This is a genomic window from Wolbachia endosymbiont (group A) of Trypoxylon clavicerum (assembly GCF_947251665.1).
Taxonomy (GTDB): Bacteria; Pseudomonadota; Alphaproteobacteria; order Rickettsiales; family Anaplasmataceae; genus Wolbachia; species Wolbachia pipientis.
On sequence record NZ_OX366374.1, the window covers coordinates 480,606 to 503,805 of the forward strand.

The following is a 23,200-nucleotide window of genomic DNA, read 5'->3' on the forward strand; positions in this document are numbered from 1 at the left end:
ATACTCTGAGTTTTTTACTGAATTTTTGTTGTTGAACCTGCGCAGATCAAAAACAAGTTTTGAGTCATAAATACCCTTAATACTACAATAAGGGGGCTGGCGGAGTTTGTCAAGTAAGTTTTTTCGTTTCTAACGGTTGTTGCCAAAAACTATACAAGAAGTCTTTTAAGATCAATCACTTATCTTCAAGGCTTGAATAAAAGCATTCTGTGGAATATTTACGTTCCCTATAGAATGTAACCTTTTTTTACCTTTCTTTTGCTTTTCAAGTAGTTTCATTCTTCGCGTTACATCTCCACCATAGAGTTTAGCTGTTACATCTTTTCTATATGGATTAATCGTTTCTCTGGCAATAATTTTTCCACCCACTGCCGCTTGAATCGCGATTTTATATTGCTGACGTGGTATTAAATCCTTCAAGCGTGCACATATTTCACGCCCCCTTTTTTCTGCCCTACTTTTGTGAACGATACAAGCCAGTGCATCTACGGGCTCTCCATTAATTAAAAAGCTTAATTTATCTATTTGGCTTACCAGATAGCTGGAAATTTCCCAATCCAAACTTGCATATCCTTTGGAAATTGATTTTAATCGATCATAAAAGTCAAAAACAACTTCAGACAGTGGTAATTTATATCTTAACAATGCTGTTGTTGTGTTACCAATGTAAGATAAATCCTCCTGTTCTCCCCTCCTTTCTTCACATAGAGATAGAATCTCTCCCAAGTATTGGTCAGGGACCATTATGGTTGCGGTAATCCATGGTTCTTCCACAATTTCAATTTTCGTTGGATCTGGCATATCACTTGGGTTATGAATATTCAAAACTTCACCACCTCGTGTTGTAACCCTATATATAACACTCGGTGCAGTTGCTGTTAGGTCTAAATCAAATTCTCTCTCGAGCCTTTCTTGAATAACTTCAAGATGCAACATTCCCAAAAAACCACAACGAAATCCATAGCCTAGTGCATTTGAAGTTTCAGCCTCGAAGGTAAAACTTGCATCATTTAAATGTAACTTTTCTAGAGCTTCTCTTAGATATTTAAAATCATCCGTTTTATGAGGAAAAATGCTACAAAATACCACAGGATGCACTTCTTTAAATCCAGGAAGTGCTTTACTACAAGGTCTCTTTTCCTCAGTGATAGTGTCCCCTACCTTGCAGTCTGCTACTTCCTTCATTGAAGCAGTTATAAAACCAACTTCACCCGCTGAAAGTTCACCCGTCATCACTTTTTTAGGGGTGAAAATACCGATATTATCTATCTGATATGTAGCATTATTAGACATCATAACAATTCTCATGCCTTTTTTTAGCACTCCATTTTTAACTCGCACTAAAATTACCACTCCTAAGTAAGTGTCATACCAACTATCAACTAAAATTGCTTGCAGTGGAGCATTTACATCACCTTGAGGAGCTGGAAGTTTTGCCACTATTGCTTCAAGTACATCTTTTATTCCAAGTCCAGTTTTTGCTGATATTAAAACTGACTCACTTGCGTCAATACCGATTATTTCCTCAACCTGGAGTTTTACCCCTTCTGGATCTGCAGCAGGAAGATCAACTTTATTGAGCACAACTATTATTTCATGATTGTTGTCAATAGCTTTATATACATTTGCAAGGGTTTGTGCTTCAACGCCCTGGCTACTATCTACCACTAAAAGTGAACCTTCACATGCGGCTAAGCTTCGGCTTACCTCGTAAGAAAAGTCAACGTGACCTGGGGTGTCCATGAGATTTAGGCAATATTGATTACCGTCATTTGCCGTATAATTGAGTTTTACTGTCTGTGCCTTAATTGTAATCCCACGTTCGCGTTCTATATCCATTGAATCGAGTATTTGATTGATCATTTCTCTTGCTTCAAGGCCGTTACATTCCTCTATTAAACGGTCAGCAAGCGTTGACTTACCGTGGTCTATATGCGCTATTATTGCAAAATTTCTTATGTTGTTCATTTATGGCTATTTTATTTAAGTAGAACCATTTTACATTTTAAGTGTTGTGAGGGCAATCCTTTATTAAGAGACTATTTACTCCTTCAACATAGACGACACTTTTTTCGAGCAGGAAATCACTTTATTAATCATATAATTCTCATGATTATTATCTATTTTAGGCAACTCATACAGATAATTCACCATCATTCCAGCCGACTGACTAATACCCTTTTCAGAAGTATCCGCCATCCAGTTTAATTGTTTTATCGATGCACCATTGCTTAAATGAAAATGCGCCACCGGATCATAAGCATTCCCATTACTATTATTCACTTTTAGTAAATAATATGCACATAGTTTAAGCATGCATTGTTTAGTTTCATTTATACATTCAACGTTAATTTTTAATTGCTCTGCACTTTCTAAAATTTCTGCACTAGATTGTTTTATATTTAGTTTGCCCAATAAAGTGACATCTTGGTTTAGATTGTTTTTTAGCCATTTCGTAAAGCCAGGTATTGGAGAAAGAGTTGCGTATGTTTTTATACTTTTAAATTCCTGTGATAGCTTTTCCACAACCCTTTTGATCAAAAAATTACCAAGGCTGATTCCAGATAACCCTGCTTGAGTATTTGATATTGAATAGAATATAGCAGTGCTCGCACTACTTGGATCATTTGAAGGTACCGACTCATCTAAAAGGTGTTGAATACTATCTGCAATCTTATCCACCAATGCAACCTCTACAAAAATTAGAGGTTCGTTTGGTATCTTGTAATGAAAAAAAGCAAAACAGAGACCCAGCCTGTTTTTTAAGTCATCCCAAGAGGAAATTTTATGCACAGCTTCATATTTTATAAGTTTTTCTAGCAATGATGCAGGTGAATCCCAGGTGATTTGACGAAGATCAAGTAGATCAACATCAACCCAAGTATAGAGTATATTTTTTAATTCGTTCTCTAGTGGATTCAAGCTTCTATATTGGTTCTTTAGCTTAAGCACGTCAGAACGCATATCAACAATAAACTTAAGGCCTTCTGGTAAAGAAATAAATTGCTTTAATATTTTAGAACGCGGTGATTCAAGAATTTTTATTAAATCCTGTTCAAATTTATAGTTTAACTCGGGATCTTGGTTTTTCTTATACTCTCTAATTTTCTCATCTATTTCCGCTTTATTCGGATTAAATTTTTCTGCCAGGGTTTGTAGAAATTTTATTTTACCTTTCTCTGATAAGCTCAAGTACAGGTTACCAAGAGATACAGCGTTCTTACGTGCTGAAACCTCCCCTCCCTTTGGGTTTAAGCACTCGTTCATCTTCAAGACTAAACTATCGATATCGCGACTGTTGCTTAAATCAGGACTGATGTTACCAATCCACGATCTTACAGCATCTGCCACTCCACCTAGTATTTTAAAAAAGCTTCCTACCGCCTTTTTGTCTTCAACTTTCACTATATCAGTTTTTACCAATGATTCTTTTGTCATAGATTACCTTTATTATACATGGCTAATGCAAGTCAGTACGTCATACCGCCGCGGCATCTCAGCCGCTAACAAGAGATCCCACTAGCGGGATGACGGTTGTCGGTAAACCCAAGTTATTTTAGCTACATATAGCTTAAGTTAAAAGAAAATTTAGCTACATAGCAGGCACTATTACTAGGCTCTGTGGACAAAATTTTAGAGAAGCCATACAAGAGCTCCAACAAAATTGAGAAAACCAATAAAAACCTCAGCAGTTTTATCAAATCTGGAAAAAATGCGCCTAAAATTTTTAATTTTACCAAAAAAACACTCAATCAAATGACGTTCTTTGTAGATATGCTCATCGTAATACCTTTGCACTTTTCGATTCCGTTTTGGCGGAATAACTACTGTACATCCCTTGTCTTCAAGACTTGTAACAAAGGCATTGCTATCATAGCCCTTGTCAGCTACTACAGTAGAGTTATAGATACTTTCGGTCAACACTTGTGCCTGCGTAATTTCATTTCTTTGACCAGGAGTCAGAGTAAATTTAAGTGGATTTCCAAGTGCATCGACAAGCGCATGTATTTTAGTTGTAAAGCCACCTTTGCTCCTCCCTAAAGCTTCTTGATCCTTGGAGTTTTTTGTATATCCAGATGAACATGGATGGGCTCGGATGATCGTACCGTCGATTATAGCAACTTCTAAATCAGGCTCTTGTTTAGTATATTCAAGCAATTTTTTCCAGACATCTCTTTCACACCATCTTTTAAATCGCTTATGTATACTCCTGTAATTACCATAAGTTTTTGGTAAAAGTCTCCATTGGCAACCACTTCGCACTATGTACCACACTGCCTCTATGAATATTCTTAAACGTTTTTCATCTTTAGACCTGCTGCGAATCAAGCGATAAAAAAAAGGAAAGGAGGGTGAATAAAATCAAGGTTAACTAAAAGGCGTGCTTAAGATTTACAATACCAGCAATAATATTGAACCTCAAGTTATATTTTTTCTGAAAATTGCGATAAACATTCGACATAATCTTAAATATCTTTATCTCTCGGATCTTATTTTCTACTCTCATTCTAAATGATGCTAACCTTCTATTATGCTCTTTCTGCTCTGGAGTTAATGGCTTTTTACGATACTTTTTATATGGAATTATAACATTGCTTTGCAATTTTTGCCAACCTTGATATCCAGAATCAGCATGTTTTATGCTATCAAGTGGTAAATATTTTTCTTGTTTCCTTATGCGAAAATCACTAATTCTACCACGGTATGACTTTGACACTGATAAAATTCTTCCTCCTTCTTCGATAATAATCTCAGTTTTCATAGTGTTGGTTCTTTTTTTTCCTGAATATGATTTCTTCCGTTTTTTACTATCTTCTGGCCTCTGTATTTGCTGTTCTGTAACATCAGCCAAAATCTTCAGTATTTTTTCTGGCGTCATACTTCTATCTTTTGTTATAGTCACTTTTTTGGCGAGTAATGGCTCTATTCTCTTAAGTAACCTACATACATTTGCGTTGTGCACATTGAATAGGCATCCTAAAAATCTATGTGTTATGTAAGTGCGATAGTACAAAATTACGCAAAACAACTTATCTTCCAGAGTTGGTAGTTTTGATCTTCTACCATGACGCTTTTTCTGTTTTTCAAGTTTTTTCCATCCAGACCTCACTTTTTCTACTACTTTTTCGAACTCCTCTATACTTAAACCTGTTATATTACGAAAGTTTCTTGGGTGTTTTTTCATATTATAGTAACTAAAGCTCATTTTTTTTCCTTACTTGATCTGCTTATTCTTCTTCTACCCCTCTCACATCATTTTTTCAATCACCTTTTGCAGCAGATCTATAGGGGCACTGGCCTACTTAACCGTCATACCGTCGCGGTATCTCAGCCGCTAACAAGTAGCGGAATGACGATTTATCAAACGCTGCCTAATTTTCCGTAACAGTTGAAAAAATCAATATATCACTATAAATTCACGTATTTTGAGGCTATAATGATTAATACGCTGTATGGTATAATATGGACGATTTTATCAGAGTTAAGGGCGCAAGGGAACATAATCTGCAAGGTGTAGACGTCAATATACCGAAAAATAAGCTAGTTGTTATAACTGGGCTAAGTGGTTCTGGCAAGTCTAGCCTCGCATTTGATACGATTTATGCAGAAGGCCAACGCCGGTACGTTGAAAGCCTGTCAGCTTACGCGCGTCAATTTCTCAACATTCAGGATAAACCAGATGTTGAGTCGATTACAGGTCTCTCTCCTGCAATATCTATCAACCAGAAATCGATCTCAAAAAATCCAAGGTCAACAGTTGGAACTGTTACCGAAATTTACGATTACTTGCGCTTAGTATATGCACGAATAGGAGTTCCTTATTCACCTGCAACTGGATTACCAATAACAAAACAAACGGTGTCTCAAATTGTAGATACTATAATTGCGTTACCTTTAGAAACTAAGATATATATACTTGCCCCTGTTGTGCGTGGTAGAAAGGGAGAACATCTTAAAGAGATATTGGAAATTAAAAGACAAGGTTACGTAAGGTTCAAAATAGATGGTGAAGTGTACAATGTAGATGACTTGCCTAAACTCGATAAGAATAAGAAACACGACGTTTTTGTGGTTGCAGATAGAATATCAATATTGGGCGATATAGGAAATCGACTGCCAAGTAGTATAGAATCCGCACTAAAACTTGGTAATGGTCTAATGTATGTAGAAATAGTAAACCTACCTGACAACCATAATTCCGAGTATAAAAATGGTCAAATTCTGACTTTTTCAGAGAATTTTGCATGCCCCGAGTCTGGTTTCACTCTTGAGGAAATAGAACCAAGATTATTTTCTTTTAACAGCCCTTACGGTGCATGTGGTTCGTGTAATGGGCTTGGTAAAAAACTAAGTGTTGATATAAAGCTAATAGTACCGGATGAAACTCTTTCAATATCTGAGGGTGCTTTAAAGCCAGTGGGATCAATGTTCCGTCAAGTGCACACAGGTTATGGATTTCTAAAAAGTGCAATTCTATCACTGGCTGAAAACTACAAATTTAACCTTGATATTCCGTGGAAGAACATAGATCAAGAAGTAAAAGATATGATACTCTTTGGCTCTAATAAATTTCAAGGTTTGATCAGTATCTTGGAGAACCAGATGGATTATGATGAAACACTTGTTGAGCGATATTGCTCTGTCACTCACTGCAGAGAATGTACTGGCTATAGATTGAAAAAAGAAGCGCTTACAGTAAAAATTGATAGCAAACATATAGGTGAAATATCTAGGCTCAGCATCGATGAATCCCTTAAGTGGTTTGAAAATTTGCCAGACAAGCTCACAGAACAACAGAAGCAAATCTCAAGTAAAATATTAAATGAAATAATCAAGAGGCTAGCATTTTTAAAGAATGTAGGGTTGAATTACCTAACGCTTGATCGAGAATCTAGCACTCTCTCTGGCGGTGAGAGTCAGAGGATCAGACTTGCTTCACAAATTGGCTCTGGTTTAACAGGAGTGCTGTATGTGCTTGATGAACCCTCGATAGGCCTTCATCAATGCGATAATGATCGGTTAATTGCTACACTGAAAAACTTGAGAGACATGGGTAACACTGTAATCGTTGTTGAGCATGATGAAGATACAATAATGGCTGCTGATTATGCGATTGATATTGGTCCTGGAGCTGGCGTAAATGGTGGAAAAGTTGTTGCAGAAGGAACACCAGACCAGGTGCAAAGAAATTCAGAGAGCATAACAGGGCAATATTTGAGTGGAGAGAAAAAAATTTTAATTCCAAGGAGAAGAAAGCAAGCAACTCAGTTCATAAAAGTAATAAATGCATGTGAAAATAACTTAAAAAATGTGAACGTTAAATTTCCTATAGGGAATCTTATTTGTGTTACTGGAATATCAGGAGGGGGAAAATCAAGTTTAGTCATAGAAACGTTATATAAATATTCAGCACATAAGATACATCATTCGTCTGCAAGGTATGGTCAGTGTGATAGAATAGAAGGCCTTGAATATATAGATAAAGTTATAGAAGTCGATCAGTCGCCAATTGGTAGAACTCCTGCGTCAAATCCAGCAACATATGTCGGTATGTTTACTCATATAAGAAATTGGTTTGCAGGTCTTTCGGAGTCAAAAGCAAGGGGATATAATATAGGCCGGTTTTCATTTAATACCAGAGGGGGAAGGTGTGAGGCTTGTAAAGGTGATGGGCACTTAAAGATAGAGATGCATTTTCTACCGGACGTTTATGTGAAGTGTGAGCAGTGTAAAGGGCGAAGGTATAATCGGGAAACATTGGAAGTTACTTATAAAGAAAAATCAATCTCTGATGTGCTTGATATGACGATAGATCAAGCTTGTGGTTTTTTTGAAAACCTTCCAATGGTAAAAGAAAAGTTGATTTCTTTGCAGGAAGTGGGGCTTGGCTATATAAAACTCGGACAGTCGTCAACAACGTTGTCTGGGGGTGAAGCACAACGAATAAAGCTGTCCAAGGAGCTATCAAAACGATTTACCGGAAGAACATTGTATATTCTTGATGAGCCAACAACTGGATTACACTTTGAAGATATAAATAACTTACTAAAAATACTCCATAGATTAGTCGATCTGGGAAACACTGTTATAGTTATCGAGCACAATTTGCACGTTATAAAAACTGCAGATTATATAATAGACATCGGACCAGAGGGCGGAATAAAAGGCGGAGAAGTGATTGCTACTGGAACTCCAGAAGAAGTGGTAAAAATTCCAGAAAGTGTTACAGGCAGGTATCTTAAAACGTATTTATTATAAACTATTTCTTAATTATATTAGGCTAGGTTGCATATTTATGATTTGGAGATAAGAATGTCAGTATATCGATACTTTAGAAGGTACGTTGAATATGGAGTTGTACCTGCTAAGAAAGCAGAAGATAACACACTAGGCTCTGTGGACAAAAAATATGAAAAGAGAGAAAAAGATGGTAGTTTAGCCTAATAGGTAAAAAATGGAGAAACTACCATATGCAATATTACATCAAAGAGGAAAATTGGAAACAAATTTTAGAGTTCATAAAAAGCGTAAAAGGAATGCACAGCAAAGATGAAAAACGTTTAAGAATATTCATAGAGGCAGTGTGGTACATAGTGCGAAGTGGTTGCCAATGGAGACTTTTATCAAAAACTTATGGTAATTACAGGAGTATACATAAGCGATTTAAAAGATGGTGTGAAAGAGATGTCTGGAAAAAATTGCTTGAATATACTAAACAAGAGCCTGATTTAGAAGTTGCTATAATCGACGGTACGATCATCCGAGCCCATCCATGTTCATCTGGATATACAAAAAACTCCAAGGATCAAGAAGCTTTAGGGAGGAGCAAAGGTGGCTTTACAACTAAAATACATGCGCTTGTCGATGCACTTGGAAATCCACTTAAATTTACTCTGACTCCTGGTCAAAGAAATGAAATTACGCAGGCACAAGTGTTGACCGAAAGTATCTATAACTCTACTGTAGTAGCTGACAAGGGCTACGATAGCAATGCCTTTGTTACAAGTCTTGAAGACAAGGGATGTACAGTAGTTATTCCGCCAAAACGGAATCGAAAAGTGCAAAGGTATTACGATGAGCATATCTACAAAGAACGTCATTTGATTGAGTGTTTTTTTGGTAAAATTAAAAATTTTAGGCGCATTTTTTCCAGATTTGATAAAACTGCTGAGGTTTTTATTGGTTTTCTCAATTTTGTTGGAGCTCTTGTATGGCTTCTCTAAAATTTTGTCCACAGAGCCTAAAATTCATGCTGAATTAAAGGCTTTGGGTAAAAGTTGCAACTTAAAAACAGTGCAAAGTATTATGCAGAAAAATGGTATTCAGGCTATATTGAGAAGAAAATTTAAAATTAAGAAACAACAAACGGACAGTAGAGTCGTAGCTCCCAATATATTAGACCAAAACTTTATTGTCGATCAACCAAATAAAGTATGGGATTACTTATATAAAAACCAAAGAAGGATGGCTATATTTGGCAACAATAATCGATCTATATTCACGCATGGTAGTTGGCTGGTCAATGAGCAGTTCAATAAATAAACAATTGGTTATGGACTCTTTATTAATGGCCGTTAACAAGCGTAAACCTGCCAAAAATCTACTATTACATAGTGATCAAGGTTCACAATATACTTCGCAAGGTTATCAATATCTCTTATCCATAAAAAACATAGATGAGTCATAAAGGTTGTTGTTACGACAATTCTGTTGTGGAAAGCTTCTTCAGTTCTCTAAAAAGGGAGTTACCAATAGACACCTCTCGGCACTCTAAACAGCATATCAAAACTGCTATATTTGAATATATAGAAATTTTTTATAACAAACAACGTAGACACTCCACTATTAACTATTGCATTCCTGAGCATTTTGATTCATCATTCTCTTTGTGAAAAACATTCCAAACTTTCTCTCCACTTTTTCTGGGTAAGGTCAGTTTTTCCCCTATTAAGATTTGTCGATTTAGTTGTAGCGCAGTTGCTCACCATAAATTTGGTGCTCTCTTTCAATCAAAGGTGTCTTGCTGCTTGAGATGTTTTCTTTGTAAAGATTTAGCTTATCTTTTACATCTAAACAGAATTAACACGATTTGGCTTTTTGTAGATGAGTAATTCTCTAGGGATTATCCTATTGAATTCTATGATATTATTTTTTGTAACATTGTTATACACGTCATGATAAGGGGGCTGGCGAAGGATGTCAAGTAATTTTCTTATTTCATTTAAATTGCTTGTAACCTTCTTATACACTCATCTTTACCAAGAATCACCATGATATCAATGATTCCAGGTGCATCCATTACTCCAGTTATAGGGGCGCGTAATGAGTGGTATACATCGCTTATTTTCATATCGTGCAATTTTGCACATTCCTTGATCTGAGAAGATAAAAAACCCTTATTCCAATTTTCATCACCGATCTTTGACAGAAATGATGCGAGTAACTTAATTATATTGAGGTTAGATTTGACAATTTGACAAGCTTCTTCACTTAAATCAAGTGGCGGATCTTGAATATAAAATTTTGCTAAATCCAATAATTCGGTCAGGTAGTTTGCTCTTTTTTTTAGCTCTGTCAGTCCCTGCAGTAAATAGCCCTTTTTTTTGTCAGTTAGAGTATTTTCTCTAAGCATTAGAGTCAGAATATCTTCATTGCTCATATTACTAATATAGTGGTTATTCAAATGCTCCAGTTTTTTGAAATCGAGCCGTGCAGGTGAACGACCAATACTTTCTATATTAAACCACTCTATTGCTTGCTCATCGCTAATAATCTCATCGTTGCCGTGACTCCAGCCAAGTCTCAGCAAGTAATTACGCATCGCTTTTGGCAATATTCCCATCTTTTCATAATCGCAATCGCTTGTGGCACCATGCCTTTTGGATAGCTTATTCCCATCTTCCCCATGAATAAGCGGCACATGTGCAAAACGTGGAATGTCAAAATCAAGAGCCTGGTATATTAGCAACTGTTTAAAGGTATTAGTGAGATGGTCAGAGCCACGTATAATATCGGTTATTCCCGCATCATGATCGTCAACCACTACGGCAAAAATATATGTTGGAGTGTTATCAGAACGTAAGATCACTATATCATCAAGCTGCTCGCTATTTACTTTGATTTGGCCGTATATTTTATCATCAATGACGATCTCTTGCGAATCCGGCACTTTAAAGCGAACAACAGGCTTTACGTCTGATGTCACACTAATACATTTGTGCTTATATATCTTGCCCTCTTCTCTTGCTTTTATTTTCTTTTCTGCAACTTCATTTTCAGGACAGTAACAGTGATATGCCCTACCCTTCTCAACTAAAAGGTTTGCTACTTCTTTATGCCGCTCTATTCTTTTTGATTGATATACTATTTCCCCATCACAGCTCACACCGAGCCATTTTAGCCCTTCTATAATTGCATCAATTGCTTCTTGCGTTGAACGTTTTCTGTCGGTGTCTTCAATCCTTAGCAAAAACCTGCCACCATGATGCTTTGCATAGAGCCAATTGAATAAAGCAGTACGAGCCCCTCCAATGTGCAAAAACCCTGTGGGTGATGGAGCGAATCTAGTGACTACGTCTGGCATGTTATTGTTACAGTAAAGTATAGGCTATAATACCCAAAATCCACGTTTGTAACAATGTGGAATTTATTTATTCTGAGAGATAAGATTTACTTGTTTTTCATAAAGTTATGTTGTATAATTTAGTGTTGGTTAAATATAGCGAGGTATGTTATGATTGGATCTGTAGATATAGAAAGCTTGCTCGAACAAGCTAATATAAGTTGGAGCCACACTGGTCCATCTGATAAAATAAAACTAATAGTGTGGGGAGACAATCTCTTGCATTTAGCTGCAAGAACAAAAAATATTGAAAGATTTTTGTTCATTTTCAAAAAAAGTATTGAAAGTGATGCTCGTTTATTAGAGTACAATGACGATCATGAAAATCCATTCCATATAGCGGCGAAGATGAGGATATTACCGGATGTAGTGAGAGGAATATTTGAGCATTTGGATTCTTCGGAAAAAGTAACAAAAGAAAAATCAGAAAATTTTAAAAGTTACATTAAAAATGCATTAGGCAATAGATGTGCGTTAGATAAATCTAAAAGGACTCCTCTTGATTGGGTTAGTAAGGATGTTAAGAAAGAAGTAAGAGAAATTGCAGGCATAAAAGACAGTCTTATATGTAATCAGAAGTTTCACCTGTGTTTATATATAGTAGGAGCTATAGCGTGCATTGCTGCTTTATGTTTGTCTTTATACTTTTTATTTTTAGTTTCTCAATCTCTTGCACTGGCTACGATGGCTGGGATAGTTTCTGGTGGGGCTGCGTATCTGTCAGGCAAAGTGTGTAGTGAGATACATAACTTGCATGACATGAGCACTCCAGTGGAAACTTTTAGTAGTACAGATCTTGCAAGGGTGGCTGTCTGATATATAACAAAAAGTTGCAGGCAATGATATAGAAATTTACTTTCTCAGCTTAAGAAAGTATACTTATACGATGACGGAAAAGAAGTACAGTAAGATTTTAATAGCAAACAGAGGAGAAATTGCCTGCAGGATTATCAGAACTGCTCGTAGGATGGGTATATCTTGTGTATGCATATATTCGGATGCAGATGTAAATTCTGTGCATGTAAGACAAGCAGATGAGTCAAGATATATCGGCCCTTCGCCATCTTGCCTCAGTTATTTAAACATTGAAAAAATATGTGAAGTAGCAGTTGAAACAGGTGCTGAGGCAGTTCATCCTGGCTATGGTTTTTTAGCAGAAAATCCAGATTTTCCACGTGCTTTGCAAAAACACAATATAGATTTCATAGGTCCCAGTGCAGAAACAATAGAAGTTACAGCCAACAAAATAACAGCAAAAGAAGCGGCAAGAAAAGCTGGAGTGAATGTAGTGCCAGGATATATGGGTAAGATCAGCGATGCTGCCCACGCAGCTCAAGTTGCTAAAGAGGTCGGTTTTCCCGTTATGCTCAAAGCTGCATCAGGCGGTGGTGGCAAAGGAATGCGAATTGTAAACTCCAAAAAAGAAATTGAACTAGCATTTACATCAGCCACAAATGAAGCAGAGAAAAGTTTTAAGGATGGCAGTATCTTTATAGAGAAATATATAGAGTTGCCAAGACATATTGAAATACAAATCATAGCAGATAAATATGGCAATATAGTTTGTCTTGGAGAAAGAGAATGCTCGATACAAAGGAATAATCAGAAAATAATAGAAGAAACGCCAAGTCCATTCATTAGTGAAGAAGTAAGACAAAAAATGTATGTTCAATGTGTTTCTCTGGCAAAGCAAGTTGGCTATTTTTCAGCAGGCACTGTTGAGTTTGTTGTAGATAAAGACCAAAACTTCTATTTTCTTGAGGTAAATACGAGATTGCAAGTTGAGCATCCAGTAACAGAATTTATAACTGGAATAGACATAGTAGAAGAAATGATTAGAACTTCCTGTGGAGAGAAATTGAGATTCAATCAGGATGATATTAAACTTACTGGTTCTGCAATAGAAAGTAGAATTTGCGCTGAAGACCCATCGAAGAAATTTTTCCCTTCCAGCGGAAGAATAAAATATTACGATAAACCGGGTGAAAATGATTATGTAAGAATAGATGATGGAGTTGCTGCAGGTTCAGAAATTAGCACGTTCTATGACTCAATGATTGCAAAAGTTATAACATATGGAAAAGATAGAGTAGAAGCGATCAGCAGAATGCAAAAAGCATTGTCTGAATGCTATATAGAAGGAGTAACAAATAATATAGAATTTCTAGAATCCATCTTTCATCACCCAAATTTTATCGCAGCAAAGCTCCACACGAGATTCATTCCAGACCATTACCCCAGTGGGTTTCACGGCGATTTTGTTACAGAGGAGTATATTAAAATATTTATTTTCACTGCGTTATATGTTCATTTGGAAAATGAAGAAAGGTACTATTACGAAGCAGTGAATAAAACATCTCAGGTGTCATTCCAGCGCGTGACTAGTAAAAAAGAAGGGGCACCAGTATCAGCTACTCGGATGGCAGGTGACCGTGCAAGAGATTTATTCATAGTGAATATAAATGACAATGAGTACTCCGTAAATGCAAAATACCAAGATAATATATTAATAACAGTATATAATCACAATAAATACTCCGTTATAGGCAAGTGGAAATCAAGTCATAAATTACTATATATTACAATTAATGATGATGCTGATATAACATTTAAAGTAGAAAAACAAGGCAGTAAATACTTCATAAGACATGCAGGCATGAAAGCTGAATGTTGTGTATTCAAATCTCATGTAGCTGAATTAAGTAAGTTAATGCTAAACAATAAAACAGAAGAGATTTCAGTAGATGCTGTAAAATCCCCAATATCTGGCTTATTAGTTAAATTACACGTAAATGTAGGAGATCAGATAGAAATAGGACAACCTTTATTTGTGGTGGAGGCAATGAAAATGGAAAATATCATATGTGCTGAAGCAGCAATGGTGATAAAAAATATTCCCGTTCAAGAAGGAAAAAATGTGCAGATTGGTGATGTAGTCTGCTTTCTTAAATAACACAAGAAGTACAAACTTGACCCAAACAAGATAAATGAAAACACTTGATGAGCTATGGCAATGGCTATTGGTATGTGTAACAAAAGAGTAACCACTCCTAAAATTATCTGAGTGATCATGGAGAGCAGCATAATATATACCGGTTTTACGCTAGCATTTTTTACTGTGAGTATTACTACCAAAGTTAGTATTAGCAATGCCAGTGCTCGATGTATAAATTGCACTGTCGCTCTGTTCTCAAAGATATTCAGCCATATAGGCTGTAAGAAAAATAAATCTTCTGGAACGATTTGTCCGTCCATTAGTGGAAAGGTATTGTAAATCAAACCAGCATTTAATCCCGCAACAAATGCGCCGAAAATTATTTGTATTACAATTAGAATCAGAATAAGTATTGTGTAATATATACTACTGTTAGTAGATTGAAATCCTGTCATCCGAGTAGCTGACACACAACTGTACGAACGCTTACTTTTGAAAATAAATTGCACAGCAAATGGTGTCATGAAAGTAGCTGACACTGGAATCCAGCTTTTACTATGCAGCCACTTATTTAAAGTTAAGTTTTCTGGATCCCAGTGTCTGGGCACTGGGATGACATCTTTCTTGGTGAAAATTACTCTTATACTGCAATGTTCGTATAGTTGTGTACGTAACACTGGGATCCATATTTGGTAATCAAAAAATTGATATGACAATAATGCAAAGATAATTAATGCTAATAATAAGTGAAGTGCAAGCCTATAGTGGCTAACATGAGGTTCAGTTACTAAACCACTTTTAACCATATACCAACCAGCAAAAGCTTGTAAAGCTCCAAATAATAATGCCATAAATAGCCTTATTACTACCTTTTTAGATATTTTTCTTCTTAATGTGAAATATATAAATGGCAGGACAAAAACTAAACCTGTTAGTCTTGCAATTAATCTATGCACATACTCTATTAAGTATATAGCGCGAAACTCCTCCATACTCATACCATAGTTGAATGCTTTATACTCAGGTGTAGCTTCGTATTTTAATTTTTCTTGTAGCCAGTCTTGCTCATTCAGTGGTGGTAATGTTCCAGTAATAGGTTTCCACTCCGTGATTGACAATCCTGCTTTTGAAAGTCTGGTAAATCCACCAATCCCCACCATGAGAATTACCATAATACAGCAGAGAAAAAGCCAAATAGCTACAGGTTTTGCTTCCATAAACCATGCTGAGTTTTGTTCCATCGCTCAGGGTAAAGAATAAATTCCCATAAGGCAAGAAAAGCTGCAACACTATGTAGCAGACTATAGACCGGAAAAAATATCGATACTATATAAAAATAAAAAGGCATCTTTTGCTGTTTGACAGCTATTACCAAAAGAATCAGGTTAGTAACGTATACCACTACAAAGTAGTACAAAAATAATTCATTTAAAACTTTAGTTAATATCAATGAAAGCAATAAAAATGGAGTAGTAAAAAATATAAAAGCTGCAGAGCCAACAAAAAGATTCAATAGCAAAATTCCCTTAAATCCAGTGTGTTTATAAAGTGACTTTATATTTTTTAAATGAACAATATAAGTTTGCATATAGCCTTTGATCCAGCGCGCTCTTTGCTTAATCCAAGCAAATACAGCAATTGGTGACTCTTCCAATGTTTCTGAGTCAATCATCCTGGTTTTATATCCCATTTGCGCAAGTCTCAAACCGAGGTCAGCATCTTCGGTAACACTGTAAGCATCCCAGAAAAACACTTTTTTTAGAATTTTTACTGAAAAATGATTACTGCTACCACCCAAAGGCATTGGCATGTTCATTTTTTGGAATCCAGGCAATAAGTATTGAAACCAGTTCATATACTCCAGAGAAAAGGATTTTGTGAGAAAATTATAATCACAATTATAGTAATTTAATTTCGCCTGTACACAGGCTAACTTATCGTCGCCCTTATTAAATTCAATCAGTGCTTTTTTTAACTGCAATGGGTCTGGTTTATCGTCCGCATCATATATTACTGCATACTTTCCTCTAGGCTCTGTGGACAAAAAATATGAAAAGAGAGAAAAAGATGGTAGTTTAGCCTAATAGGTAAAAAATGGAGAAACTACCATATGCAATATTACATCAAAGAGGAAAATTGGAAACAAATTTTAGAGTTCATAAAAAGCGTAAAAGGAATGCACAGCAAAGATGAAAAACGTTTAAGAATATTCATAGAGGCAGTGTGGTACATAGTGCGAAGTGGTTGCCAATGGAGACTTTTACCAAAAACTTATGGTAATTACAGGAGTATACATAAGCGATTTAAAAGATGGTGTGAAAGAGATGTCTGGAAAAAATTGCTTGAATATACTAAACAAGAGCCTGATTTAGAAGTTGCTATAATCGACGGTACGATCATCCGAGCCCATCCATGTTCATCTGGATATACAAAAAACTCCAAGGATCAAGAAGCTTTAGGGAGGAGCAAAGGTGGCTTTACAACTAAAATACATGCGCTTGTCGATGCACTTGGAAATCCACTTAAATTTACTCTGACTCCTGGTCAAAGAAATGAAATTACGCAGGCACAAGTGTTGACCGAAAGTATCTATAACTCTACTGTAGTAGCTGACAAGGGCTACGATAGCAATGCCTTTGTTACAAGTCTTGAAGACAAGGGATGTACAGTAGTTATTCCGCCAAAACGGAATCGAAAAGTGCAAAGGTATTACGATGAGCATATCTACAAAGAACGTCATTTGATTGAGTGTTTTTTTGGTAAAATTAAAAATTTTAGGCGCATTTTTTCCAGATTTGATAAAACTGCTGAGGTTTTTATTGGTTTTCTCAATTTTGTTGGAGCTCTTGTATGGCTTCTCTAAAATTTTGTCCACAGAGCCTAGTAATCAATGAAACTGGCGAAATTCAAGGGGTTACGGTGATAAAAGGCAACGTTGATACCTGTGCCAAATTTAACTAAGAAATTAACTGGATTATTGTTTGGAGATAAAGGACATATCAAAAAAGATCTTTTTCACGAATTATTCGATAGAGGGTTAAAGCTTGTAACCAGTATAAAAAAGGGTATGAAAAACTCATTAATGGCGCTAAATGAGAAGATTTTGTTAAGAAAAAGATCGATTATTGAGACAGTTTTTGGCTCTCTGAAAAACAAATTTGAGATTGAGCATACTCGCCATAGATCACCGATAAATTTTTTGGTACACATTTTTTCTACGCTTGTTTCATATTCCATGCAGCCGAAAAAGCCCTGTATTTCTAAGCTTTACTTCGTTGGCTAATCCGCAACTGGGGTATATAGGGTTGACACCAAGGCAATATTCTTCTGGAGAAGTTGATCGGCATGGCAGCATATCAAAGATGGGACCAGCGGAATGTAGAAGTATAGACCTGCTGCAAAAGGTGATTGAAAAAATGATGTGAGAGGGGTAGAAGAAGAATAAGCAGATCAAGTAAGGAAAAAAAATGAGCTTTAGTTACTATAATATGAAAAAACACCCAAGAAACTTTCGTAATATAACAGGTTTAAGTATAGAGGAGTTCGAAAAAGTAGTAGAAAAAGTGAGGTCTGGATGGAAAAAACTTGAAAAACAGAAAAAGTGTCATGGTAGAAGATCAAAACTACCAACTCTGGAAGATAAGTTGTTTTGCGTAATTTTGTACTATCGCACTTACATAACACATAGATTTTTAGGATGCCTATTCAATGTGCACAACGCAAATGTATGTAGGTTACTTAAGAGAATAGAGCCATTACTCGCCAAAAAAGTGACTATAACAAAAGATAGAAGTATGACGCCAGAAAAAATACTGAAGATTTTGGCTGATGTTACAGAACAGCAAATACAGAGGCCAGAAGATAGTAAAAAACGGAAGAAATCATATTCAGGAAAAAAAAGAACCAACACTATGAAAATTGAGATTATTATCGAAGAAGGAGGAAGAATTTTATCAGTGTCAAAGTCATACCGTGGTAGAATTAGTGATTTTCGCATAAGGAAACAAGAAAAATATTTACCACTTGATAGCATAAAACATGCTGATTCTGGATATCAAGGTTGGCAAAAATTGCAAAGCAATGTTATAATTCCATATAAAAAGTATCGTAAAAAGCCATTAACTCCAGAGCAGAAAGAGCATAATAGAAGGTTAGCATCATTTAGAATGAGAGTAGAAAATAAGATCCGAGAGATAAAGATATTTAAGATTATGTCGAATGTTTATCGCAATTTTCAGAAAAAATATAACTTGAGGTTCAATATTATTGCTGGTATTGTAAATCTTAAGCACGCCTTTTAGTTAACCTTGATTTTATTCACCCTCCTTTCCTTTTTTTTATCGCTTGATTCGCAGCAGGTCTAGTGATTTTCGCATAAGGAAACAAGAAAAATATTTACCACTTGATAGCATAAAACATGCTGATTCTGGATATCAAGGTTGGCAAAAATTGCAAAGCAATGTTATAATTCCATATAAAAAGTATCGTAAAAAGCCATTAACTCCAGAGCAGAAAGAGCATAATAGAAGGTTAGCATCATTTAGAATGAGAGTAGAAAATAAGATCCGAGAGATAAAGATATTTAAGATTATGTCGAATGTTTATCGCAATTTTCAGAAAAAATATAACTTGAGGTTCAATATTATTGCTGGTATTGTAAATCTTAAGCACGCCTTTTAGTTAACCTTGATTTTATTCACCCTCCTTTCCTTTTTTTTATCGCTTGATTCGCAGCAGGTCTTTAGATAAAGCCATAGCCAAAGTGCTTAAAAATATTAATAATTATACACACAATTATTCAACCATATTTTTGAAGATAGCTATAGCTATGCCGCCGCGAACCGTCATACCGCGATTCATTCGCGGTATCTCTAGATCCCGCTAACAAGCAGCGGGATGACGAATTACTTAACCGTCATACCACCGCGAACCGTCATACCGCGATTCATTCGCGGTATCTCGGCATAGATTCCGCTAACTAGTAGCGGAATGACGATTGTGCATCGTGCTTTGCTAAAAAAAAATCACAGAATACAGTCTGGTTACATTACTCTAGCTATACGCAACAACTTTACTTTCAACAACTTTATTAGCAATAATACGACTTTCATAATCAATATTTATTATATCAGATAGTGAATTAATATCAGTATAACTACCAAAACTTTCCATTGTTGATTCCACTACCTCTACTATTTTTAAAAAGCCGATTCGTGACTTCAAAAATTCATTAACAGCTATTTCATTTGCAGCATTGAGCACAATACTGTTTGTTTGTGAAGCAGAAGAGTTTAACACTGCCATGCTAAGCTTTAGCGCAGGAAAACGCTTATGGTCTGGTTCTTGAAAGGTCAATTTTCCTTGCTTTGTTAAATCTAATTTACGATTTAAAGCTGATCTTTCCGGCCAAGACAAAGCATATGAAATGGGAATTGCCATGTCAGTCTCTGCAAGCACAGCAAAGTTGAACCCATCCTTATAAGTTACAATTCCATGTACTATTGACTCAGGATGCACTATTGCTTCAATTTTATCCGGGCTGATGTTAAACAAGTTATGTGCTTCTATTATCTCTAGTGCCTTATTCATCATTGTTGCGCTATCAACCGAGATTTTCTTTCCCATATTCCAAGTGGGGTGACTAAGCGCCTGATCTACCATGACATTTCTTAATTGCTCAGAACTATAATTTAAGAATGGTCCACCAGAAGCAGTAAGTATGATCTTTTCTATGCATTTGTCGTCATTTTGCAAAATTTGAAAAATTGCGTTGTGCTCAGAGTCAATAGAGATTATTTGTACGTTTTTTTCTTTAGCTTTTTTAAGTAATAACTTTCCACCGCAAACAATGCTTTCTTTATTTGCTAATGCAATGACTTTGGTACCGCTTTCTATAACCTCCATAACTGGCTCAAGGCCTGCAATGCCAACTATTACAACAACTGAGAGATCAACAGGTATGGTAGCAATATTTGTAGCACCAATTGCTATTTTTACATCTGTACCAAGTAGATTTTCTTTTAAATCTTTGTAAAACCTTTCATCGGAGATAGCAACGTATTTTGCATTCAGCAGTTTTGCTTGGTGTGCCAGTAGAGCAAAGTTCGAATGGGCACTTAGTGCTTCCACTTGGTATTCTTCTTTTCTCTTTGAGAGCAAATCTACAGTCTTTTTTCCAACACTTCCTGTTGACCCTAAAACTGAAACCTTTTTCACTAAGACAAACTCATGTTAATTATAACAACAGCAACTTTTCTTATTAGGCCTTCTCGCATACTATTCAGCAGTTTTTAAGCGTTTAACCAAGTTCATGCCCGTGGTCATCACCAACAGATGGTGAAGGACCAGGTGAAAAAGATTGACCATGGTGATCACCTGCATCATGCATGTCTTGCAAACCATCAGCATTATGAGCTATTTCGTTATTGGCATGAGGGTAATCATCTGAGTGATGTCCATCATCACCATGAGCCATGTCCATTCCTTCTGATGGCATATCTTCCCCACCTCCACCTGAAAAATATTCTGCAAGGCCTTCAAGAAGTTTTATGCCAAACATATTACCTGACTTTCCAAACAGTGTTACTAAACTACTGCCACTCACCAAACTTTCAAACACATTATTATAAGCAGCAATCGCCCCTTCATGAAAGTTGAACAACCATTTCATTCCATCCACGACTGTTGAAACAGAGTCACTGTGACCAAGACCAAAACCACTTTTCTCACCAGCGGCTTCTTGGTGTTGTTGCTGCGCTTGCCATTCTGCAATATTTGGACCTTGAGCTTCACTCATAAATTTTTACTCTCAACCTTAAGCTATTATTTTATCACAAATATTGCAAAATATCAATAGAGCTTTTGAATATATAACTAATACAAACAATTCTGTTATCTGATATAGGGCCCAGTTTGAAAAAAATCTGAATTCCAATGTCCACTACCTTTTACAAAGTTAAAACTTAAAAATATGACTGTTAGCAATAGTGTATATATCTTTAGCTATATATAATGAATGAATTTTTTTATATATTCGTTATTAGTATTTTGTATTTCCTGAACAGTTCCATGGGAAATGATCTCCCCTTCATATAATACTGCTATTTTATCAGCTATTTTAAATGCGCTATGAATATCATGTGTAATCGTGATAATTGTAGGGTTAAGATCTCTAGATAATTTTATTATTATCTCGTTTACTATATCTGACATAATTGGGTCCAATCCTGAAGTTGGTTCATCCAATATGATGATTTCTGGGTTGTGTGCAATTGCCCTTGCAAGTGCCACTCTTTTTTTCATTCCACCTGATAGCTCTATTGGAAACATATCTGCTATATTTTCTTCCAATCCAACATCATTTAGCTTTTCAATTGCTAGCTGTTTTGCCTCCTTTTTGCTGATATTAAAGCGTTTTTTATAATTAAAAGATATATTTTCCCACACTGTAACATAGTCAAATAAAGCGGAATTTTGAAATAAAACCCCAAATTTATTTTTGCTTTTACTATTTATTTTAATAGACCCTGAGTCTGGTGTCAGCAAGCCAATGATTATTTTTGTTAATACAGATTTGCCGCTTCCTGAGCCGCCAAGTATGACTAATGATTCCCCTTTTGATATATCAAGATTTAGATCTTTTAGTACTGTCCTGTCATCAAAAGATAAGCTTAAGTTCGATATTGATATTATAGGGTTACGCATGTATCAAAGTAATCATGTAGTTTGCTAAAATGATCAGTATGGACGATAAAACAACAGTTGATGTTGTAGCAACACCTACTCCTCGTGCACCTTCTTTGCAATGGTAACCGTAATAGCAACTTGAGACAGAAATTATGGCGCCAAAAGCAGTTGCTTTAGCTAGCCCAGTTACAAAATCGTACGTATTAAAGAACTGAGCTGTGTATTTAATGTATATATTTAGATTGTGGTTAAATTCGAAGACTGCAGTGACATATCCTCCAAATATTCCTATTAGATCTGCACATACTGTAAGTATGGGAAATACTATGATTGACGCTAAAATCCTTGGTGCAATTAAATATTTGAAAGGGTTAATGTTCAAAGTTGTAAGGGCATCTATTTGCTCGGTGATGCGCATCGTACCAATTTCTGCTGCAACTGATGATCCAACCTTTCCTACCATTATTAAGCTGATCAAAACTGGTCCTAACTCTTTAATGATAGTGATCGTAACAAGTTTGGGTATTATCTGTTCTTGGTTAATTAATGGGTCACTCAAGCTACTTTGTAAAACTATCGCCGCTCCTATAAAAACTCCAGTGAGCCCAACAATTGGCAGAGAGAAAAAGCCTATCTCTATAATTTGTCTTGCTACGTTGCTAAAATAATATGGCGGCACAAGGCAGTGGTATAGAGATTGAATAAAAAATATGAATGCACTACCAAGCCTTAACAAAAAATTGATAAAGTACCTACCAATTATCCTAACACTATTTATATCAAAAAAGCTCACTTTGTATTCATTTTAGCTAGAGGTTAGTCTTACTGATTTTATTAAAATTTTTATTAACTTTATCGCAAAGTATAGCTGAGATATGTTTTAAGTTCAACATACTTGATGTTTTAATTTAAAGCTCATATAGCTAACCCAAGAAAGGTTTCCCTACGTCATACCG

Annotated in this window: 18 protein-coding genes and 4 pseudogenes; 11 read left to right on the forward strand and 11 right to left on the reverse strand. The window is 35.8% G+C overall.

The features are described 5' to 3' along the window. Positions 1-171: 171 nt before the first annotated feature. The 4 genes from lepA to OPR60_RS02425 all read right to left on the reverse strand — a co-directional run bounded on the left by lepA (position 172) and on the right by OPR60_RS02425 (position 5,185). Positions 172-1,968 (reverse strand): translation elongation factor 4, encoded by a 1,797-nt coding sequence (lepA, locus tag OPR60_RS02410; RefSeq protein ID WP_065094869.1) that lies wholly within the window; start codon positions 1,966-1,968, stop codon positions 172-174. A 75-nt stretch (positions 1,969-2,043) separates the two neighbouring features. Then, complete coding sequence (locus tag OPR60_RS02415; protein ID WP_065094868.1) at positions 2,044-3,438, reverse strand: malonyl-CoA decarboxylase; 1,395 nt, start codon at positions 3,436-3,438, stop codon at positions 2,044-2,046. A 195-nt stretch (positions 3,439-3,633) separates the two neighbouring features. Beyond that, entirely contained in the window at positions 3,634-4,329 is a 696-nt protein-coding gene (locus OPR60_RS02420; RefSeq protein ID WP_265039936.1) for an IS5 family transposase, read from the reverse strand. Between the two features lie 43 nt (positions 4,330-4,372). Continuing rightward, positions 4,373-5,185: a transposase family protein gene (locus tag OPR60_RS02425; protein WP_406829653.1), complete on the reverse strand. Its 813-nt coding sequence runs from the start codon at positions 5,183-5,185 to the stop codon at positions 4,373-4,375. 278 nt (positions 5,186-5,463) lie between these two features. Here OPR60_RS02425 and uvrA point away from each other — a divergent pair, with 278 nt between their 5' ends. From uvrA to OPR60_RS07005, 4 genes and pseudogenes are all read left to right on the forward strand, one after another. Then, positions 5,464-8,259: an excinuclease ABC subunit UvrA gene (uvrA, locus tag OPR60_RS02430; RefSeq protein WP_065095384.1), complete on the forward strand. Its 2,796-nt coding sequence runs from the start codon at positions 5,464-5,466 to the stop codon at positions 8,257-8,259. Between the two features lie 54 nt (positions 8,260-8,313). Further along, complete coding sequence (locus tag OPR60_RS02435; protein ID WP_265039941.1) at positions 8,314-8,445, forward strand: hypothetical protein; 132 nt, start codon at positions 8,314-8,316, stop codon at positions 8,443-8,445. A 26-nt stretch (positions 8,446-8,471) separates the two neighbouring features. Continuing rightward, a complete protein-coding gene (locus OPR60_RS02440) occupies positions 8,472-9,224 on the forward strand; it encodes an IS5 family transposase (RefSeq protein WP_265039650.1) in 753 nt (250 codons plus the stop codon). A gap of 13 nt (positions 9,225-9,237) precedes the next feature. Further along, positions 9,238-9,893 (forward strand): annotated as a pseudogene (locus OPR60_RS07005) (IS3 family transposase); the annotation flags it as partial. 329 nt (positions 9,894-10,222) lie between these two features. Here OPR60_RS07005 and gltX read toward each other — a convergent pair. Continuing rightward, complete coding sequence (gene gltX, locus OPR60_RS02450) at positions 10,223-11,584, reverse strand: glutamate--tRNA ligase (protein ID WP_265039945.1); 1,362 nt, start codon at positions 11,582-11,584, stop codon at positions 10,223-10,225. 150 nt (positions 11,585-11,734) lie between these two features. Here gltX and OPR60_RS02455 point away from each other — a divergent pair, with 150 nt between their 5' ends. Both OPR60_RS02455 and OPR60_RS02460 read left to right on the forward strand, forming a co-directional pair. Continuing rightward, entirely contained in the window at positions 11,735-12,439 is a 705-nt protein-coding gene (locus tag OPR60_RS02455) for a hypothetical protein (protein WP_065094791.1), read from the forward strand. 70 nt (positions 12,440-12,509) lie between these two features. Next, on the forward strand, positions 12,510-14,576 hold the full coding sequence (locus OPR60_RS02460) for an acetyl-CoA carboxylase biotin carboxylase subunit (RefSeq protein ID WP_065094792.1): 2,067 nt from the start codon (positions 12,510-12,512) through the stop codon (positions 14,574-14,576). Here the strand turns inward: OPR60_RS02460 and OPR60_RS02465 are convergent. Together OPR60_RS02465 and OPR60_RS02470 are read right to left on the reverse strand one after the other, a co-directional pair. After that, entirely contained in the window at positions 14,525-15,799 is a 1,275-nt protein-coding gene (locus OPR60_RS02465) for a COX15/CtaA family protein (RefSeq protein ID WP_265039948.1), read from the reverse strand. The genes OPR60_RS02460 and OPR60_RS02465 overlap by 52 nt on opposite strands. Next, positions 15,757-16,587: pseudogene (locus OPR60_RS02470) on the reverse strand (glycosyltransferase family 2 protein); the annotation flags it as partial. The pseudogene OPR60_RS02470 and the gene OPR60_RS02465, both read right to left, overlap by 43 nt. An 81-nt stretch (positions 16,588-16,668) precedes the next feature. Between OPR60_RS02470 and OPR60_RS02475 the strand changes: the two are divergent. The 5 genes and pseudogenes from OPR60_RS02475 to OPR60_RS02490 all read left to right on the forward strand — a co-directional run. Next, positions 16,669-17,421 (forward strand): IS5 family transposase, encoded by a 753-nt coding sequence (locus OPR60_RS02475; protein WP_265039632.1) that lies wholly within the window; start codon positions 16,669-16,671, stop codon positions 17,419-17,421. Between the two features lie 17 nt (positions 17,422-17,438). Further along, positions 17,439-17,841: pseudogene (locus tag OPR60_RS02480) on the forward strand (transposase); the annotation flags it as partial. Between the two features lie 22 nt (positions 17,842-17,863). Continuing rightward, entirely contained in the window at positions 17,864-17,983 is a 120-nt protein-coding gene (locus OPR60_RS06790; RefSeq protein WP_406829657.1) for a hypothetical protein, read from the forward strand. 63 nt (positions 17,984-18,046) lie between these two features. Further along, positions 18,047-18,859, forward strand: coding sequence for a transposase family protein (locus tag OPR60_RS02485; RefSeq protein ID WP_406829593.1), 813 nt, complete (start codon positions 18,047-18,049; stop codon positions 18,857-18,859). A 49-nt stretch (positions 18,860-18,908) separates the two neighbouring features. Further along, positions 18,909-19,238: pseudogene (locus OPR60_RS02490) on the forward strand (transposase family protein); the annotation flags it as partial. A 372-nt stretch (positions 19,239-19,610) separates the two neighbouring features. Here the strand turns inward: OPR60_RS02490 and dxr are convergent. The 4 genes from dxr to OPR60_RS02510 all read right to left on the reverse strand — a co-directional run bounded on the left by dxr (position 19,611) and on the right by OPR60_RS02510 (position 23,037). Further along, complete coding sequence (dxr, locus tag OPR60_RS02495) at positions 19,611-20,774, reverse strand: 1-deoxy-D-xylulose-5-phosphate reductoisomerase (RefSeq protein WP_265039950.1); 1,164 nt, start codon at positions 20,772-20,774, stop codon at positions 19,611-19,613. Between the two features lie 82 nt (positions 20,775-20,856). After that, the gene (locus OPR60_RS02500) at positions 20,857-21,354 is read right to left on the reverse strand and encodes a hypothetical protein (protein ID WP_065094654.1); all 498 of its coding nucleotides are present in this window, start codon (positions 21,352-21,354) and stop codon (positions 20,857-20,859) included. A gap of 206 nt (positions 21,355-21,560) precedes the next feature. Next, positions 21,561-22,262: an ABC transporter ATP-binding protein gene (locus OPR60_RS02505; protein ID WP_065094653.1), complete on the reverse strand. Its 702-nt coding sequence runs from the start codon at positions 22,260-22,262 to the stop codon at positions 21,561-21,563. After that, positions 22,255-23,037 (reverse strand): MlaE family ABC transporter permease, encoded by a 783-nt coding sequence (locus OPR60_RS02510; protein WP_065094652.1) that lies wholly within the window; start codon positions 23,035-23,037, stop codon positions 22,255-22,257. Before OPR60_RS02510 ends, OPR60_RS02505 begins: the two co-directional genes overlap by 8 nt. Positions 23,038-23,200 lie beyond the last annotated feature (163 nt).

Bases quoted from the DNA above. Each gene is read 5' to 3' on its own strand.
- lepA (WP_065094869.1), bottom strand. From the start codon at position 1,968: ATGAACAACATAAGAAATTTTGCAATAATAGCGCATATAGACCACGGT.
- OPR60_RS02415 (WP_065094868.1), bottom strand. From the start codon at position 3,438: ATGACAAAAGAATCATTGGTAAAAACTGATATAGTGAAAGTTGAAGAC.
- OPR60_RS02425 (WP_406829653.1), bottom strand. From the start codon at position 5,185: ATGAAAAAACACCCAAGAAACTTTCGTAATATAACAGGTTTAAGTATA.
- uvrA (WP_065095384.1), top strand. From the start codon at position 5,464: ATGGACGATTTTATCAGAGTTAAGGGCGCAAGGGAACATAATCTGCAA.
- OPR60_RS02435 (WP_265039941.1), top strand. From the start codon at position 8,314: ATGTCAGTATATCGATACTTTAGAAGGTACGTTGAATATGGAGTTGTA.
- OPR60_RS02440 (WP_265039650.1), top strand. From the start codon at position 8,472: ATGCAATATTACATCAAAGAGGAAAATTGGAAACAAATTTTAGAGTTC.
- gltX (WP_265039945.1), bottom strand. From the start codon at position 11,584: ATGCCAGACGTAGTCACTAGATTCGCTCCATCACCCACAGGGTTTTTG.
- OPR60_RS02455 (WP_065094791.1), top strand. From the start codon at position 11,735: ATGATTGGATCTGTAGATATAGAAAGCTTGCTCGAACAAGCTAATATA.
- OPR60_RS02460 (WP_065094792.1), top strand. From the start codon at position 12,510: ATGACGGAAAAGAAGTACAGTAAGATTTTAATAGCAAACAGAGGAGAA.
- OPR60_RS02465 (WP_265039948.1), bottom strand. From the start codon at position 15,799: ATGGAACAAAACTCAGCATGGTTTATGGAAGCAAAACCTGTAGCTATT.
- OPR60_RS02475 (WP_265039632.1), top strand. From the start codon at position 16,669: ATGCAATATTACATCAAAGAGGAAAATTGGAAACAAATTTTAGAGTTC.
- OPR60_RS02485 (WP_406829593.1), top strand. From the start codon at position 18,047: ATGAAAAAACACCCAAGAAACTTTCGTAATATAACAGGTTTAAGTATA.
- OPR60_RS02500 (WP_065094654.1), bottom strand. From the start codon at position 21,354: ATGAGTGAAGCTCAAGGTCCAAATATTGCAGAATGGCAAGCGCAGCAA.
- OPR60_RS02505 (WP_065094653.1), bottom strand. From the start codon at position 22,262: ATGCGTAACCCTATAATATCAATATCGAACTTAAGCTTATCTTTTGAT.